Raw genomic sequence first — 15,525 nt, forward strand, 5'->3', positions numbered from 1 at the left:
AAAACGGCGGACCGGCCTCCCCGTCCGAAAAAAGTAAGCAGATTATTACCTTCAGGTCAGGTCCCCACACCCCGCCGACCACGTCACAGTGAGCGATGGAGGCCGCAGCGGGCGGCTCCCCACGGACAGGGCGCACCCATGACCACACCGCTCCTCCCCACAGACCCGGCACAGATCGGTCCCCATACCGTCGTCTCCCGCATCGACAGCGGTGGTCAGGGCACGGTCTACCTCGCCCACACCCCCGACGGGACACCCACCGCCGTCAAGGTCCTGAGCCACGCCTGGGACGGCGACACCCGCCAGCGGGACCGCTTCGCCCAGGAACTCGCCGCCGCCCGCCGCGTCGCGCCCTTCTGCACCGCCGCGATCATCGACGCGGACATGGACGCCGAGCCGCCCTACATCGCCAGCGAGTACGTCCCCGGCCCCACCCTGCGCTCCGCCGTCCAGGACGACGGTCCCCGCACCGGACCCGACCTGGACCGCCTCGCCATCGCCACGATCACCGCGCTGGCCGCCGTCCACGAGGCCGGGGTCGTCCACCGCGACCTCAAACCCGGCAACGTCATCCTCGGGCCCGACGGGCCCCGCGTCATCGACTTCGGCATCGCCCGCATCGTCGACGCCACCCGCCAGACCACCAGCGTCGCCGGCACCCCCGCCTACATGTCCCCCGAACAGATCCGGGGCAAGACCCTCGGGCCCGCCAGCGACGTGTTCTCCTGGGCCGCCGTCATGGTCTACGCCGCCACCGGACGGCGCGCCTTCCCCGGCGAGACGACCATGGGCATCATCGACCGCGTCCTCACCGAACCGCCCGACCTCACCGACGTCCCCGAACGCCTGCGCCCCCTCCTGGAACGCTGCCTGGACAAGGAGCCCGATCGCCGGCCCACCGGCATGGACGTCCTGGGCGCGCTCCTGGGCCGCGGCCCCGCGCCCCAGGCCCCCACCCTCCTGCTCGAACAGACCTCCACCGCCGTGGTCACCGACACCGCCAGGATCAACGCCGTCCCCGTGCCCGGCCTCCCCGCACCCGGCACCGCCGGGGCCGCCGGGGCCGTCGCGGGCCTCGCACCGTACGTGCCCGACCCGCGCCGCGAGGACTCCGGTCCGCCCGACACCGGCCCCGGCACCGGCGCCCTGACCACCGTGGACCCCCACGCCGGGGCCGCCTCCGAGGCGGGCGGCGCCGAGGGCACCGGGGCGAGGGCCGCCGGCGGGGGCACCGGCGCCCCCGCCGGTGACGGCACCGACGGACCCTGGCTCGGCGCGCCCACCTCGCGCGTCCCCGGATCCGGCCCCGACGGGGCGTTCCCGGCCACCCGGGTCACCCCCTACATCGCCCCGGGCGGGGCGCACGACCGGACCGGCGGCACCATCCCGCCCGACGGCGCCCCTCCCCACGGAGGCCGATCGGTGGCGCGGGGCGGTCGCTCGCGTCGACGACGCTCCAAAGCCGGTTGGGTGACCGCGGGGGCCCTGGTGGTGCTCGCCGCCCTGGGCGGCGTCCTGTTCTGGGTCTCCGGCCAGTACGCTCCCCCGCCCGTGGAACCGGTCGGCTCCACCCCCTCGTCCGAGGACGTCGTGGAGGACCCGGCCACCGGCGAGGAGGGCGACGAAGGCGGCGGTGAGGAGGAGCCCGTCGACACCGACGACGGGACCGGCACCTGGACGCCCCCCGACGAGGGGACCGAGCACACCGGCGGCGGCGGCGGTGAGGAGGTCGACTGTCACACCGACCCGCACCACCCGGACTGCGTGCCCGTCGACCCGCCCGACTGTGAGACCGACCCCGAGGCCTGCTGGGACCCGGACCCCGGTGAGGGCGAGGGCGGCGGCGAGGGCGGCGGCACCGGCGAAGGCGGCGGAGAGGGGACCGACACCACCGGCGAGGGCGGCGGCGGTACCGGGACCGACGGCACCGGTGGAGAGTGAGGCCCCAGGACGGGCGGCGTGGCCGCGCGCATGGTGGTCCGAGTCCTTCCGTCACGTCGGGAACCGTCACCTTGACCACGTGGATCCTCAGTGGATCCCTGCCGGGAATCCCGTTGACACCCCGGGGCGTCACCCCTACGTTGTCACTGACAACATTGTCTCCGGGAAGAGGACATGGACGCTCACGTCAACGGTCACCCGACCCCCGTCCCCGACTCGACCACCGCCACGGCCGCCGCACACCTGCGCGACGGCCTCGGCCTGACCGGGACCAAGATCGCCTGCGGCACCGGTGTGTGCGGAGCCTGCACGGTCCTCGTCGACGGCTCCCCCACCGTCTCCTGCCTGCTGCCCGCCGACCGACTGGCCGGACGCACCGTCACCACCGTGGAGGGGCTGGGCGGCGACCACCCCGTCCAGCGCGCCTTCGCCGCCCACGACGGCCTCCAATGCGGTTTCTGCACCCCCGGGTTCGTCGTCGAGGCCTCCGTGTTCGTCGACACCTGGCGGGCCGAACACGGTGACACCCGGCCCGACCGGGAGACCATCGCCGACGCCCTGGCCGGACACCTGTGCCGCTGCGGCGCCTACGAGGGCATCGCCGCCGCCGTCGCCGCCGCCTGCGCCGGGGAGTTCGACACCGAACCCGAGGAGGCCCCGCCCCGTCTCGACGCGCTGGACAAGGTCACCGGACGCGCGCGCTACAGCGCCGACCTCGCCCCGCCCGGCTCATGGGAGGGCGTCATCGTCCGCTCGACCCTCCCCCACGCCCGGGTCCGCTCCGTCCGCGCCGCCGACGGGCGGACCCCCCTCGTCGAACTCCTGCCCCCGGACCGCACCGTGCGCTACGTCGGCCAGCCCATCGCCGCCGTCGCCGCGCCCACCCCCGAGGCCGCCCGGACCGCGGCCGCCACCGTGGCCGTCGACTACGACCCGCTGCCCGCCGTCGTGGGGTTCGACGCCGCCCGCTCCCCCGACGCGCCCCTGGTCCACCCCACCAAGGCCGACCGCGCCGCCGCCCCCGCCTACGGCGAGGCCCCCACCCCCCCGCTCCCGTGGACCGGCAACGTGCGCGGCCCGGGGGTCCTGAGCTGGCGCGGCCCCACCGCCGTGGCGCGCCTGCGCTCCGCCTCGGCCGCCGGCGACCCGCTGCTGGTGGCCGAGGAGTACACCACCGCGACCCATCTGCACAGTCCCCTGGAACCGCACGTGTGCGTCGCCCACTGGCACGAGGACGGTCTGCGCCTGTTCGTCTCCACCCAGTCGGTGAGCAAGCTGGCCGACCAGGTCGCCTCCCGCTGGGACCTGGACCGGGACCGGGTGCACGTGGTCACCGAACACGTCGGCGGCGGCTTCGGGGCCAAGAACGGGATCTCCTCCGACATCCGGGCCGCCGTCGAACTGTCCCGCGTGGCCGGGGCCCCGGTCCGGGTCTCCTTCACCCGGGCCGAGGAGCTCACCGACGCCGGGAACCGGCCCGGAACCCGCACCCGGGTGGCGCTCCTGGCCGACCGGGACGGGGACCTGGCCGCGATGAGCGTCGACTCCCACGGCGACGGCGGCGTCTCGGTGGGGTCCAGCACCGCCACCCTGGCCTTCCTCATGTACGGGCGGGCGCCCCGCCGGGTGCGCGACTTCGACGTGGTCACCCACCGCCCGCCCGGCCTGCCCATGCGCGGCCCCGGCGGACCGCCGATGGCCTGGGCGCTGGAACAGGCGGTGGACGAGATGGCCCGCCGACTGGGCGAGGACCCGCTCTCCCTGCGGCTGCGCTGGGACGGCAACGTCAAACGCCGCGCGCTGTACGAACGGGCCGCCCGCACCGACCTGTGGCGCGACCGCCCCCGGGGGCCGCGCACCGGCCGGTTCCGACGCGGGGTGGGCGTGGCCGCCGCCAACTGGTTGTACCTGTACGGGCCCAGGGCCCGGGTCGAGCTGGTGGTGGAGAACGGCGCGCTGGTGGCCCGCGCGGCCACCCAGGACCTGGGCACCGGTATCCGCGCCGTGCTCGCCGACACCATCACCGACCGGCTGGGACTGCCCGGCGGCGGGGTGCGTGTGGAGATCGGGCGTTCCTCCTCGGTCCACGGCACCGGTTCCTACGGAAGCCGCACCACCGCGTCGATGGGCCCGGCCGCCGCCGACGCCGCCGACCGGCTGCGCTCGGCGCTGCGCGACCGTGACCCGCGGGTCCCGGAGCGGGGGCCGATCGACGAACACGTCCTCAAGGAGGCGCTGGCCGCCGCCGAGGGGCTGAGCGTGGTGGGCGGGCGCGTCCGCGACCGCTGGGGGCCGCTGATCCCCGCGATGGCCGACGACCTGGCCATCGGCCGGGGCATGAGCGGCGCCGTGCACGTGATGGAGGTGGAGGTGGACACCCTGCTGGGGCGGGTGCGCGCCACCCGCTGCTGGGCGGGGATCGCCGCCGGGCGGATCTACTCCGAGCGCCAGGCCCGCAACCAGTGCGAGGGCGCCGTGGTGCAGGGCGTGGGCCAGGCCCTGTTCGAGGAGCGCCGCCACGACCCGAACACCGGCGCGGTGCTCACCGACGACCTGGAGGACTACCGCATCCCGGGGTTGGGCGACGTGCCCGAGACCGAGGTGTACTTCCACCGGGAGGGGTTCGAGCACGTCCCCGGCGGCGGCGTCGGACTGGGCGAGGTGTCCGTCGTGGGCGTGGCCGCCGCTGTGGGCAACGCCGTCTTCGACGCCACCGGGTGGCGTCCCCGGGACCTGCCGTTGCGCCCGGACCGACTGATCGAGGGGATCCGATGAGCACCATCGTCCGACCCGATTCGCTGGGCGGGGCCCTGGCCGCGCTGGCCGAGGGGGCCCGCCCCCGCGCCGGGGGCGTCGAGCAGGCCGCTCCCGGCGCGGTGGTGGACCTGACCGGCGTCGCCGACCTGCGCGGGATCGGCCCTAACGCCGACGGAACGGTGCGGATCGGCGCGATGACCACGGTCGCCGCGCTGGCCGGCCTGGACTCCCACCCGGCCCTGGCCCTGACCGCCGGGGCGCTGGGCACCCCGCAGATCCGTGGGACGGCGACGGTGGGCGGCAATCTGCTCCAGCGCACCCGCTGTGCCTATCTGCGCAGTCCGGTGTTCTCGTGCGCCCGCTCCGGCGGCATGGGGTGCCCGTCCCGGGAGGGCGATCACCTGCACGGGGTGGTGTTCGACTCCGGTGTCTGCGCGGCCCCGCATCCGTCGTCCCTGGCGGTGGCGCTCCTGGCGCACGACGCCCGGGTGGAGGTCGTCGGTCCGTCCGGAGCGCGCACGCTGCCCATCGCGGACCTGTACGACGCCGTCGACCCCGTGCGGGACCACCGGCTCTCGCCCGACGAGATCCTGGTGGCGGTGACGCTGCCGGCCGGGATACCGGGCGATCGGGTCGCGCACCGACGGGCCGCCGGCCGGTCCCGGGCGGAGTGGCCGCTGGTGGAGGCGGTGGTCCGGCTGTCACCGAACCCGGACGGGACGGTGGAGCGGGCCGCGGTGGCCGTGGGCGCGGTGGCCCGCGTCCCGCTACGGCTACCGGAGGTGGAGACCGCGCTGGTGGGCGCGGTACCGGGCGCGCCCCCCGGCCCGGAGGTGGACGCCGCGCTCGCCGAGGTGGTCGCGCGCTGTTCTCCGCTGCCGGGCAGCCGTTACAAGGTGGAGTTGGTGCGGGCCACCCTCACGGACGTGATCGGCCGGGCCCTGTCGCCCTGATCCGAACACCCCTTGCCCGCCCCCGCGGGGACGTGATGTCATCGGGGCGTCGGGCCGGTGACACGGGTCCGACCGGGCCGGTGGGCCGCCGTGGCGTGGTGGCCGACCGGCCCTTCGATGGGGCCGGGAGACACCGAAGGGGCCCGTCCGGTGACGGGCCCCTTCGCGCGCGGGTCAGCCGCGCAGCAGTGCCTGGTGGGCCAGCTCACGGCACAGGACCGCGAAGTCCAGTCCGGCGGCGGCCGCGGCCATCGGGAAGGTGGAGGTCTCGGTCAGCCCGGGGGCCACGTTGGTCTCCAGGAAGATGACCTCGCCGTCGTCGGTGACGATGAGGTCGGTGCGGGACAGGTCCCGCAGCCCCAGGGTGCGGTGCGCGGTGAGCGCCACCTCGCGGGCCGCCTCGACGACCTCGTCCGTCACCCGGGCCGGGCAGAAGAACTCCGTGCGCCCGGCGGTGTAGCGGGCCGCGTAGTCGTAGACGCCGCCGTCGGGCACGATCTCCACCGGCGGCAGGGCGATGGGGCCGTTCCCGGCGTCGAGCACGCCCACCGCCAGCTCGGTGCCCTGCACCTGTTCCTCCACAAGGGCGGAGTCGCTGTAGGCGAAGCACGACACCAGGGCGGCGGACAGGTCCTGGACCCCGGTGACGGGGGTGGCGCCGAACGCCGAACCGCCCCGGTCGGGCTTGACGAACAGCGGCGACCCCAGCCGGTCGGCCAGGCGGGTCAGCAGCGCCGGTGCGCCCAGGTCGTGGAACGCGGACTTGGGCAGGACCGCGCCGCGCGGCACCCGCACCCCGTGGGCGGCCATGAGCGCCTTGGCCGCGGGCTTGGAGTAGGCCAGCCGGCAGGCGGCGGGGCGGGCGCCCACGTAGGGGGCCCCGATCAGCTCCAGGACCTCGCGGATGGTGCCGTCCTCGCCGGCAGACCCGTGCAGCACGGGGAAGACCACCTGGGGCGGGTCCGCGGCGAGGCGGTCCAGCAGGGTGGAGTCGACGTCGGCGACCTGGACCTCCACGTCCAGGCGGCGCAGCGCCTCGGCGACGCTGCGCCCGGAGTGGACGCTCACCTCGTGTTCGGGGGACAGGCCCCCGGCGAGAACGAGAACGCGGTCAAGGTCGGCCACGGCGCGGACCTCCTTCTGTGCTGTCATGGTGCTCGATGCCCCTCGGGATCAGGGCAGGTCGGGGGCGGGTGCCTGGTCGCCCTCGGTGGGTGGGACCAGGGTGGTGCCGAACGTATCACGCAGGTCCACTTCGCCCTCGATCGCTCCGACCAGGCGACGGACCCCCTCGCGGATCTGGTCGGGGGTGGGGTAGCAGAAGCTGAGCCGCATGCTCTGGCGACCGCGGCCGTCGGCGTAGAAACCGGTGCCGGGCACGTAGGCGACGCGTTCGCTGACGGCGCGGGGCAGCATGGCCTTGGCGTCGATGCCCTCGGGCAGGGTGACCCAGACGAAGAAGCCGCCCTCGGGGCGCGTCCAGGTGCAGCCGTCGGGCATCATCGTGCTCAGGGCGGCGAGCATGGCGTCGCGACGCTCGCTGTACATGTCGTTGAAGACCTTGATCTGCTCGCGCCAGGGGAACATGTTGAAGTAGCGGCGCACCACCAGCTGGTTGAAGGTGGAGTGGCTGAGCATGGCCGACTCGGCGGCCAGGACGAGTTTGGCGCGCACCGCCGCCGGGGCCAGGGCCCAGCCGATGCGCAGGCCCGGGGACAGGGTCTTGGACAGCGAGCCGAGATAGACGACGTTGCCCTCGCCCTGGGAGTACAGGGTGGGCCGGGGTTCGCCGTCGTAGCGCAGCAGCCCGTAGGGGTTGTCCTCGACGATGAGGACGTCGTGGCGCCGGCAGGCCTCCACGACCGCGGTCCGGCGCTCGGTGCTCATGGTGATGCCGGCCGGGTTCTGGAAGTTGGGGATCGTGTAGAAGAACTTGACCGGGCGCCCGTCCAGCTCGGCGCGGACCAGGGCCTCCTCCAGTTCCTCGGGGATCACGCCCTGCTCGTCCATGCCCACGTGCCGGATGTCGGCCTGGAAGGCGGCGAAGGTGTTGATGGCGGTGACGTAGGTGGGCGCCTCGGTGAGGACGACGTCGTCAGGGTCGACGAAGACCCGGGTGATGAGGTCCAGTGCCTGCTGGGAGCCGACGGTGACGATGACGTCGTCGGCGGAGGCGCTGATGCCCTCCAGCCTCATGTACTCGCACAGCTGCTCGCGCAGGATCGGGTCGCCCTGGGCGGAACCGTACTGTAGGGCCGCCGCGCCCTCCTCGGAGACGACGTCCTTGACGAGTTCGCCGATCTGGTCGAGGGGCAGCGCGGCGACGTTGGGCATGCCACCGGCCAGGGAGACGACCTCGGGGCGGGACGCGACGGCGAAGAGTGCCCGGACCTCCGATGCGACCATGCCCTGTGCTCGGCGTGCGTAGCGGCCGACGTGCGGGTCGATGCGCGAGCCCTGTCGGTCGGGCTGCTGCTCTCGGGGGTCAGTGGACACGATCCACCTCCGTTGGGAAGGACGGTCGGGCGGTTCGCCGCGACGTCGTTCCGGGATCATCGTTGGTCCTGGTTACGACGCCCGCGACGGACCTGTGGTTCACACGGGTCGCCGGTGACGGCCGGGCCGGGGCTATCCCGATGTGACGCTCGGGCCGGACGGGCCGTGCGCGAACACGGTCCGGTAAATGCACCGAGTGTAACGCAGGGCGTGGTCCGGCCCCCTGACCACATGGGGATTCACGCTTTTAGTCACGTTCTCCCCTTTCGGCGGACTTGTCCGGATCATCACCCGAGGGGTACCCGTTCCGCCGGTGCGACGCGCACACCGATGACCGGATCATGAACGATTCTTCACCCCCGGTGACCGTGTCGGATCCGGGTCGGAGCGCCCGCCTCGGGGACGGTGGGGGCGGGAACACCGCGCCCCGCGGGCGCGGCCGATGATCCGGGGGGAAGACATGGGAGTCCGCTCGACCGTGACCGGCGCACCGCTGGCGGTCCTGCTGCTGGGGACGGCCTGGGCCCTGGCCTCGTGCGCGCCCGCGGCGGAGGTCGACCCCGCCGTGGTGGAGTTGCAGAAGACCGCCGAGGCCCTGTCGATCACCGTGCTGCGCCCGGGAGCCGAGCGCGCCTTCGCCCGGGAGGGCCACCCGATCGAGGGTGCCCTGGAGTGCTCCGTCACACCGCCCGTCGACGCCTCGCCCTCCCGGGAGGCGGGCGACGACGCCGACCGGGCGGACGGCACCACCGTCCACTGCGCCGGGGCCACCGAGCAGGGCGCGGAGGTCCGTTTCGAGGGGGAGCTGTCGCGTGAGGCGCTGGCCGCCCGGCCCGTGGGCGATGACGGACTGCCCGGGACGTTCGTGGGCACCGTCGACGGCGAGGAGGTCTTCCGCATGGACTGTCTCCAGTGCGCGCCGACCGTCGCCGACGACGCGACGCAGCGGCGGTCGGACACGGCCCGCGTCGGCGGCTGAACGGGGAGGGCGGCGCCCCGGAGAGACCGAGCCGGGACGCCGCCGACGCGCGGACGGCCCGGGGACTCCCCCGAGGTCCCGGGCCCACCTCCGGCCTGTGGACGCGCCCGTCGCCTCCGGGACCCCCCTCAAGGTCCGTGAAGGCGACGAACGCCGGTACCGCTCCCGGTTCGACGACCGTCGTGCCCTCTCTCGCCCGATGATCGTCCCCGGTAGGGGCCGCGCACACCCCATGGAACGCGTCCGACCGCCGGACCGCAACGGTTGCACTAGGTTGCGGACTCCGCACCCAGCGGAATCGCCCGCTCGCCGGAACCGACCCGGGAGCGCAGGGCGCGCACCCCGGGGGCGACCGAGCCCGGCAACAGGTCCTCCGGATGGTCGGGCAGCACGACCCGCACCACCACGTCCTCGCTGAAGCGATAGGGGCGGCTCTCCACGATACCGCCCAGGTGACGGCGCAGCCGCGACAGTTCGGCGCGCACCGTCACCACGTGCCCGACCGCGCCGAACACGTCGTGGGAGAGCTGGGCGGCGGTGCGCCCGGACCGGTGGACGGCCAGCAGCAGCAACAGTTCGGCGTGACGCGGGGTGGGCCGGTGCGCCCAACGGCCACTGCTGCCGGCCACGGTCACCGCCGGAGCGGGGCCCGACAGATCGAGGGTGACGGTGGAGGGGGAGGCGCACTCCGCGGGCCGGGGACGGATGAGCCAGCCGCCCGGCAGCGGTTCCAGGGAGCACTCCCCCAGGGCCGGCAGCCAGGCGGTCCCGGTCTCGTGGTGCTTGGGCAACAGGACCCGGCGGACCGGTTCCATGTTGACGACGGCCGCGGTCCACCCGGTGTCGTCGACGACCAGGGCCCGTTCCCTCATCCCCGCCAACAGGGGCGCGGCGACCGAGCGCAACCGCTCCAGGTGGGTGTGGTGGATGCTCTGGAGGTGCGCCTCGGCCAGTTGGGCGACGGCGCTGACCAGGGCCAGCGTGGAGGGGTGGACGGTGCTGACCGGTCCGGTGACGTCGATGGCGCCGAGCAGGCGGCCGTCGCGCGGATCGTGGATGGGGGCGCAGGCACAGGTCAGGGCGTGCAGGTTGCGCACGAAGTGCTCGGCCGAGTAGACCTGCACCGGCCGCCCCACCACCAGTGCGGTGCCGATGGCGTTGGTGCCGGTGCTGCCCTCGTTCCAGTAGGCGCCCTCGATGAGACCGACCCGGTCGCCCATGGCGCGGATCCGGTGCGCGCCGTCCCGCCACAGGATCTGTCCCGAGGCGTCGGTGACCAGCATGATGTGGTCGGCCTCGTCGGCCACCGACACCAGTGATCGGCGGATGAGCGGCAGGACCTCGGAGATGGGGGAGTCCTCCCTGCGCCGGTGGAGTTCCTCAAGGGAGACCATGCGCGGGGGCGGCCCGGCGTCGGGGTCGATGCCGAAACGGCGCATCCGGCTCCACGAGTCCTCGATGACCGGACGGGGCCGGGCCGGACTCGGATCCCCGCTCAGGGAGGCCTGGTGTACCCGGCGCAGCAGGAGCGCGTGTTCGCGGGCATCGACCCCTGCGGGCAGGGCCGTGTCCAACGGGGGAAACGACATAAGGCTCCCTGACCTCGTGTTCACGGTGGCGTCCATCCAGTGTCCTGCTTCGGATTCGGCGTCGGTGAGCGAACCGCGACAGAGGCGCGTTTCGGAAGTCGATGGCGCCTTCCACCTCCGTTTTCGATGAGGGGTGCCGCGGGGTGGCCCTCCAGCCTCCACCATCGCGAAGGTCGAGAACAGCCACCGCGCAAGGGATGGCGCACCATTGGCCGATAACGGACAGGAACGGCCGAAGGGGTGTTCCCACCGACGATTCCATCACCACAGGTCACCGCGGTCCGGTGGAGGCCGATGCCCGTTCGGGTCGGGCGTCGGCACCGGACGGACGCACGTGCACCACGGACCCGGTTCCGGGACGCGGCGGCCCTCGACGGGCCCGCGGTACCCCGTTCGGCACGGAAACCGCGGTTCATCCCCCGGACAGACGGGTGAGCGCGAACCACAGCCGCATCCGCTGTTCGGGATCGGCCAGGTCCACCCCCAGTTCGCGTTCGATCCGGCCGATCCGGTAGCGGACGCTGTTGCGGTGCACGCCCAGATCGGCGGCGGCCCGGTCCCAGCCGCCGTGTCGGGTCAGCCAGGCCCGCAGGGTGCGGCGCAGCGTCCGGGCGGTGTCGTCGTCCTCCGCCAGCGGCCCCAGGACCCGACGGGCGAACGCGTCGGTGCCGGCCGCGTCCACCAGGGACGCGAAGGGGTCCGCGTCCTCCTCCCACAGGATCGGAGCGCCCACCGTGCGGGCGCGGGCCATCAGGGCGCCCGCCCGGCGGTCCGCCCCGGCCAGCGCTCCGGTCGGCACGGGGTCGCCGATCACGGCGATCCATCCGTGCGGGACCAGGGCGTCCAGGTCGGCTCGGTGCGCGGCGGCGCCCCTGTCGGCGAGTACGGCGCGGACCGTGCCGTCGGGGAGGGCCCCCACGACCGGCGTGGGCAGGGGGAGCCGGGCGGGCGGGGTGGGACGGGTCCGTCCGTCGGGGACGGCCCGCAGGACCCGGTAGCGGATCGCGTCCGGGGCGCCGACCAGGTCGGCCAGCAGCGGTGCGGCCCCCGCGCCCGGATCGTCGTCGAGCAGGAGCGCGGCGACGAGCGCGCCCGGGACCGGAGGCGGCCTCGGCGTGGTGCGGGCGATCAGGTCCAGCAGGGCGGTGGCGGTGCGCAGGACGGCGCGATCGGTGACGCCCAACGGTTCGGGTCGGCCCACCAGGAGCACCCCGTGCTCGCGGGGCGGGGTGCCCACGGTGTGCCAGAACACCTCCGCGTCGCCCAGGCGGGACTTGGCGCTCCGGGGTCCGGCCGGCGCGGTGAGGCGGTCGAGGAGTTCGGCGGTCTCCGGACCCGGATCGGTCGGGGCGTCGGGGGTGGCGCGCACCGCTCCCCCGCCCCCCGGGGCGAGCACCAGGGCCCAGGCGCGCAGGGCCGAGGCCAGCACCCGCAGGATCCGATCGCCGGGGTCGGGGGCGGAGATCGCGCGGGCCATGTCGCGGTGGGCCTCGCCCAGGCGGCGCAGGTCCCGCAGACGGACCTCCTCCAAGGCCTCGGCGACGGCCCGGCCGACCGCGGCGAAGGGCGTGGGCCGGGGCACCTCGATCAGGGGCAGCCCCTGTCGGTGGCACTGCTCCACCAGGTGGGCCGGAACGAGGTCGTGGACCGGGGTCACACCGAACCCGAGGGCGGCCACCCCGGTCTCCACCAGGGCGGAGACGTAGGCGCGCACCCCGGCGGCATCGGCCGGCAGGTCACTGCCGGCGGTCAGCAGCAGTTCCCCGCCGCGCAGATAGGGGGTGGGATCGGCCAGTTCGCTGGACACCGCCCAGGTCACCCTCGGGTCCCCGGCCGCCACGACCGGGCGCAGGTCCAGATCGCGTCGGGCCAGCACGACTCCCAGCGCGATGCCCTCGACCTCACCGGGTTCCTCGCCCCGTTCCATCCGCGCTCCCCCGCCCGTGTTCCCCCCGTGTCACCACGGTCGACGTGTGCGCGACCGTTCGGGATGTTCCGACCAGAAGAACACACTCAACTGTGCGATTCGTCCACTGGAGCGTGACCCTGTTCCCGCCTAGCCTGACCGAAACGCGTGTGACCTGCGCCGATGACGTCGCGGTGCGCACCGACATCCGCCGCGCCGCGCGCGCCGACCACGAGAGGGACACCACCGACCGATGAGCGCACCGATCGGACCCACCGACTCCAGCCTCGTACCGCGTTTCGCCGGACCGGCGACGTTCGCGCGGCTGCCCCGCATCGACCAGGTCGAGCGGGCCGACATCGCCGTGGTCGGCGTCCCCTTCGACTCCGGTGTCTCCTACCGGCCCGGCGCCCGGTTCGGCCCTTCGGCGATCCGCGAGGCCAGCCGGCTGCTGCGCCCCTACCACCCGGGGCTGGACGTGTCCCCGTTCGCCGTCGCCCAGGTGGTCGACGGCGGTGACATCGCGGTCAACCCCTTCTCCATCGGCGACGCGGTGGAGACCATCGACGAGGCCGCCTCGCAGTTCGTGCGGGCGGGGACCCGCCTGGTCACCCTGGGCGGCGACCACACCATCGCGCTGCCGCTGCTGCGTTCGCTGTACCGGCGGCACGGTCCGATCGCGATGCTGCACTTCGACGCCCACCTGGACACCTGGGACACCTACTTCGGCGAGCCCTACACCCACGGCACCCCGTTCCGGCGCGCGGTGGAGGAGGGCATCCTCGACACCGAGGCGATCAGCCACGTGGGCACCCGCGGCCCGCTGTACGGCAAGAAGGACCTGGAGGACGACCGCCGGTTCGGGTTCGGGATCGTCACCTCCGCCGACGTCATGCGCAAGGGCGTGGACGAGATCGCCGACGCCCTGCGTCAGCGGATCGGCGACCGGCCGCTGTACGTGTCGGTGGACATCGACGTGCTGGACCCGGCGCACGCGCCCGGCACCGGCACCCCCGAGGCGGGCGGGCTGACCAGCCGCGAACTGCTGGAGATCCTGCGAGGCCTGTCCTCCTGCAACCTGGTGGGCGCCGACGTGGTGGAGGTCGCCCCGGCCTACGACCACGCGCAGATCACCTCCACCGCCGCCTCCCACGTCGCCTACGACCTGGTCGGCGTGCTGGCGCTGAACCACGGCCGCACGGCCTGAGTCCCCGGGGCCCGGCCCGTCCGGGCCCCGGTCCGGCGGTCGCGCGTCAACGGCGCCGCGCGGCCGCCGCACCCCTCCCCTTCGGGGTCGGGCCCCCTCTCATCCCCATCACCCGCGACGCCCCGCGGGGACATCCCCCTCCTCAGGAGCACGCCGTGTCCGCACACCACGACCCATCACCGATAGAGATCGAAGCACCACAGAAGGTGACGGAGATCGAGACCTACGGGGTCGCGCCGATCCCCGTCCGGGCCCAGACGTCCCGGCCCTTCGACCTCTTCCGGCTCACGTTCGGCGGCGCCAACACCTTCGCGACCATCATTCTCGGCACCCTGCCCATCGCCTACGGGCTCGGGTTCGCCGCCTCGGCGGCCGCGACGGTGGTCGGTGTGATCGTCGGCGCGCTCATCCTGTCGCCCATGGCCCTGTTCGGGCCGCGCACCCGCACCAACAACGCCGTCTCCTCCGGCGCCCACTTCGGCGTGGTCGGCCGCGCCCTGGGGTCGCTGCTGTCGCTGCTGACCGCCGTGGCGTTCTTCTCCATCTCGGTGTGGGTGAGCGGCGACGCCATCGTCGGCGCCGCCGCCCGCCTCGGGTACGAGGGCGGTGACGGACTGCGCGCCGCGGCCTACGGGGTCATCGCGGTGGCGGTGTTCGCGGTCTGCGTGTACGGCTACCGGTTCATGCTGCTGATCAACAAGGTCGCGGTGGTGGCCGGCAGCGCCCTGATGCTGCTGGGCGTGGTCGCCTACGGCGGGTCCTTCGACCCGTCGTACGCGGGCAGCGGCGAGTACCTCCTGGGCGGGTTCTGGCCCACCTGGGTGCTGGCGGTGCTGACCATCATGGCCAACCCGGTGTCGTTCGGCGGGTTCCTGGGCGACTGGTCGCGGTACATCCCCGCCTCCCACTCCACCCGGTCGATGCTGGCCGCGCCGTTCCTGGCGCAGGTCGCGACCCTGCTCCCGTTCTTCTTCGGGCTGGCCACCGCCACCCTGGTCGCCGACCCCGGCGACTACGTGACGGGCCTGGCCGTGGTCTCCCCGCTCTGGTACGCCCTTCCGCTGCTGCTGGTGGCCCTCGTCGGCGGTCTCTCCACCGGCACCACCGCGCTGTACGGCACCGGCCTGGACTTCTCCTCCCTGGTGCCGCGGCTGAACCGGGTGCAGGGCACCGTGGTGGTGGGCTGCCTGGCTCTGGTGCTGATCTTCGTCGGCACGTTCCTGTTCGACATCGTCGAGACGATCAACGCCTTCGTGATCCTCATCGTGCTGCTCACGTCGCCGTGGATGGTCATCCTGATGCTGGGCTACCTGTTCCGGCGGGGGTTCTACCGGGTCGAGGACCTCCAGGTGTTCAACGAGGGCCGCAAGGGCGGCGCCTACTGGTTCACCCGGGGCGTGAACTGGCGCGCCATGGCCGCCTGGCTGGCCGCCGCCGCGATGGGTCTGGTCTTCGCCAACACACCGATGCTGGTGGGGCCGCTGGGGAACCTGGCCGGCGGCATCGACCTGAGCCTGCCGGTGGCGCTGATTACCGCCGCCGTCGTCTACCCGGCGGCGCTGGTGCTCTTCCCCGAGCCGCGGTCGGTGTTCGGGCCCGCCGGGCCTCGACTGGTCCCGGCCGCGCCGGACACCGGGTCCGAGCCCGAACCGGAGCCGCGTCCGAGCGTCCCGGCCCGATGACGACCGCCCACGGCC

General features: G+C 74.1%; 10 protein-coding genes. 6 read left to right on the top strand and 4 right to left on the bottom strand.

Annotated features, from left to right (window positions below; translation table 11 throughout):
• Nucleotides 1–138: 138 nt before the first annotated feature.
• From PWG71_RS12730 to PWG71_RS12740, 3 genes are all read left to right on the top strand, one after another.
• Nucleotides 139–1,941 carry a serine/threonine protein kinase gene (locus PWG71_RS12730; RefSeq protein WP_274809894.1) on the top strand — a complete coding sequence of 601 codons (1,803 nt, stop codon included), beginning with the start codon at nt 139–141 and terminating at the stop codon, nt 1,939–1,941.
• A 174-nt stretch (nt 1,942–2,115) separates the two neighbouring features.
• Nucleotides 2,116–4,716, top strand: a complete 2,601-nt coding sequence (locus tag PWG71_RS12735) for a molybdopterin-dependent oxidoreductase (RefSeq protein ID WP_274809895.1) — start codon at nt 2,116–2,118, stop codon at nt 4,714–4,716.
• A complete protein-coding gene (locus tag PWG71_RS12740; protein WP_274809896.1) occupies nt 4,713–5,651 on the top strand; it encodes an FAD binding domain-containing protein in 939 nt (312 codons plus the stop codon). Before PWG71_RS12735 ends, PWG71_RS12740 begins: the two co-directional genes overlap by 4 nt.
• A 174-nt stretch (nt 5,652–5,825) precedes the next feature.
• Here the strand turns inward: PWG71_RS12740 and PWG71_RS12745 are convergent, their stop codons facing one another.
• Both PWG71_RS12745 and PWG71_RS12750 read right to left on the bottom strand, forming a co-directional pair.
• The gene (locus PWG71_RS12745; RefSeq protein WP_446725018.1) at nt 5,826–6,776 is read right to left on the bottom strand and encodes a D-alanine--D-alanine ligase family protein; all 951 of its coding nucleotides are present in this window, start codon (nt 6,774–6,776) and stop codon (nt 5,826–5,828) included.
• 48 nt (nt 6,777–6,824) lie between these two features.
• On the bottom strand, nt 6,825–8,057 hold the full coding sequence (locus tag PWG71_RS12750; protein WP_274809943.1) for an aminotransferase-like domain-containing protein: 1,233 nt from the start codon (nt 8,055–8,057) through the stop codon (nt 6,825–6,827).
• Between the two features lie 550 nt (nt 8,058–8,607).
• Between PWG71_RS12750 and PWG71_RS12755 the strand changes: the two genes are divergently transcribed.
• Nucleotides 8,608–9,126, top strand: a complete 519-nt coding sequence (locus PWG71_RS12755) for a hypothetical protein (protein ID WP_274809898.1) — start codon at nt 8,608–8,610, stop codon at nt 9,124–9,126.
• 269 nt (nt 9,127–9,395) lie between these two features.
• Here the strand turns inward: PWG71_RS12755 and PWG71_RS12760 are convergent, their stop codons facing one another.
• On the bottom strand, nt 9,396–10,715 hold the full coding sequence (locus PWG71_RS12760) for a GAF domain-containing protein (protein WP_274809899.1): 1,320 nt from the start codon (nt 10,713–10,715) through the stop codon (nt 9,396–9,398).
• 412 nt (nt 10,716–11,127) lie between these two features.
• Entirely contained in the window at nt 11,128–12,642 is a 1,515-nt protein-coding gene (locus PWG71_RS12765; RefSeq protein WP_274809900.1) for a PucR family transcriptional regulator, read from the bottom strand.
• Between the two features lie 232 nt (nt 12,643–12,874).
• Here PWG71_RS12765 and speB point away from each other — a divergent pair, with 232 nt between their 5' ends.
• Both speB and PWG71_RS12775 read left to right on the top strand, forming a co-directional pair.
• Nucleotides 12,875–13,828, top strand: coding sequence for an agmatinase (gene speB / locus PWG71_RS12770; RefSeq protein WP_274809901.1), 954 nt, complete (start codon nt 12,875–12,877; stop codon nt 13,826–13,828).
• A 206-nt stretch (nt 13,829–14,034) separates the two neighbouring features.
• Nucleotides 14,035–15,510: a purine-cytosine permease family protein gene (locus PWG71_RS12775; RefSeq protein WP_274809902.1), complete on the top strand. Its 1,476-nt coding sequence runs from the start codon at nt 14,035–14,037 to the stop codon at nt 15,508–15,510.
• Nucleotides 15,511–15,525 lie beyond the last annotated feature (15 nt).

It is taken from the genome of Nocardiopsis sp. N85, from assembly GCF_028882275.1.
Taxonomy (GTDB): Bacteria; Actinomycetota; Actinomycetes; order Streptosporangiales; family Streptosporangiaceae; genus Nocardiopsis; species Nocardiopsis lambiniae.

Coding starts and splice junctions, on each gene's coding strand:
- PWG71_RS12730 (WP_274809894.1), top strand. CDS start 139: ATGACCACACCGCTCCTCCCCACAGACCCGGCACAGATCGGTCCCCAT.
- PWG71_RS12735 (WP_274809895.1), top strand. CDS start 2,116: ATGGACGCTCACGTCAACGGTCACCCGACCCCCGTCCCCGACTCGACC.
- PWG71_RS12740 (WP_274809896.1), top strand. CDS start 4,713: ATGAGCACCATCGTCCGACCCGATTCGCTGGGCGGGGCCCTGGCCGCG.
- PWG71_RS12750 (WP_274809943.1), bottom strand. CDS start 8,057: ATGGTCGCATCGGAGGTCCGGGCACTCTTCGCCGTCGCGTCCCGCCCC.
- PWG71_RS12755 (WP_274809898.1), top strand. CDS start 8,608: ATGGGAGTCCGCTCGACCGTGACCGGCGCACCGCTGGCGGTCCTGCTG.
- PWG71_RS12760 (WP_274809899.1), bottom strand. CDS start 10,715: ATGTCGTTTCCCCCGTTGGACACGGCCCTGCCCGCAGGGGTCGATGCC.
- PWG71_RS12765 (WP_274809900.1), bottom strand. CDS start 12,642: ATGGAACGGGGCGAGGAACCCGGTGAGGTCGAGGGCATCGCGCTGGGA.
- speB (WP_274809901.1), top strand. CDS start 12,875: ATGAGCGCACCGATCGGACCCACCGACTCCAGCCTCGTACCGCGTTTC.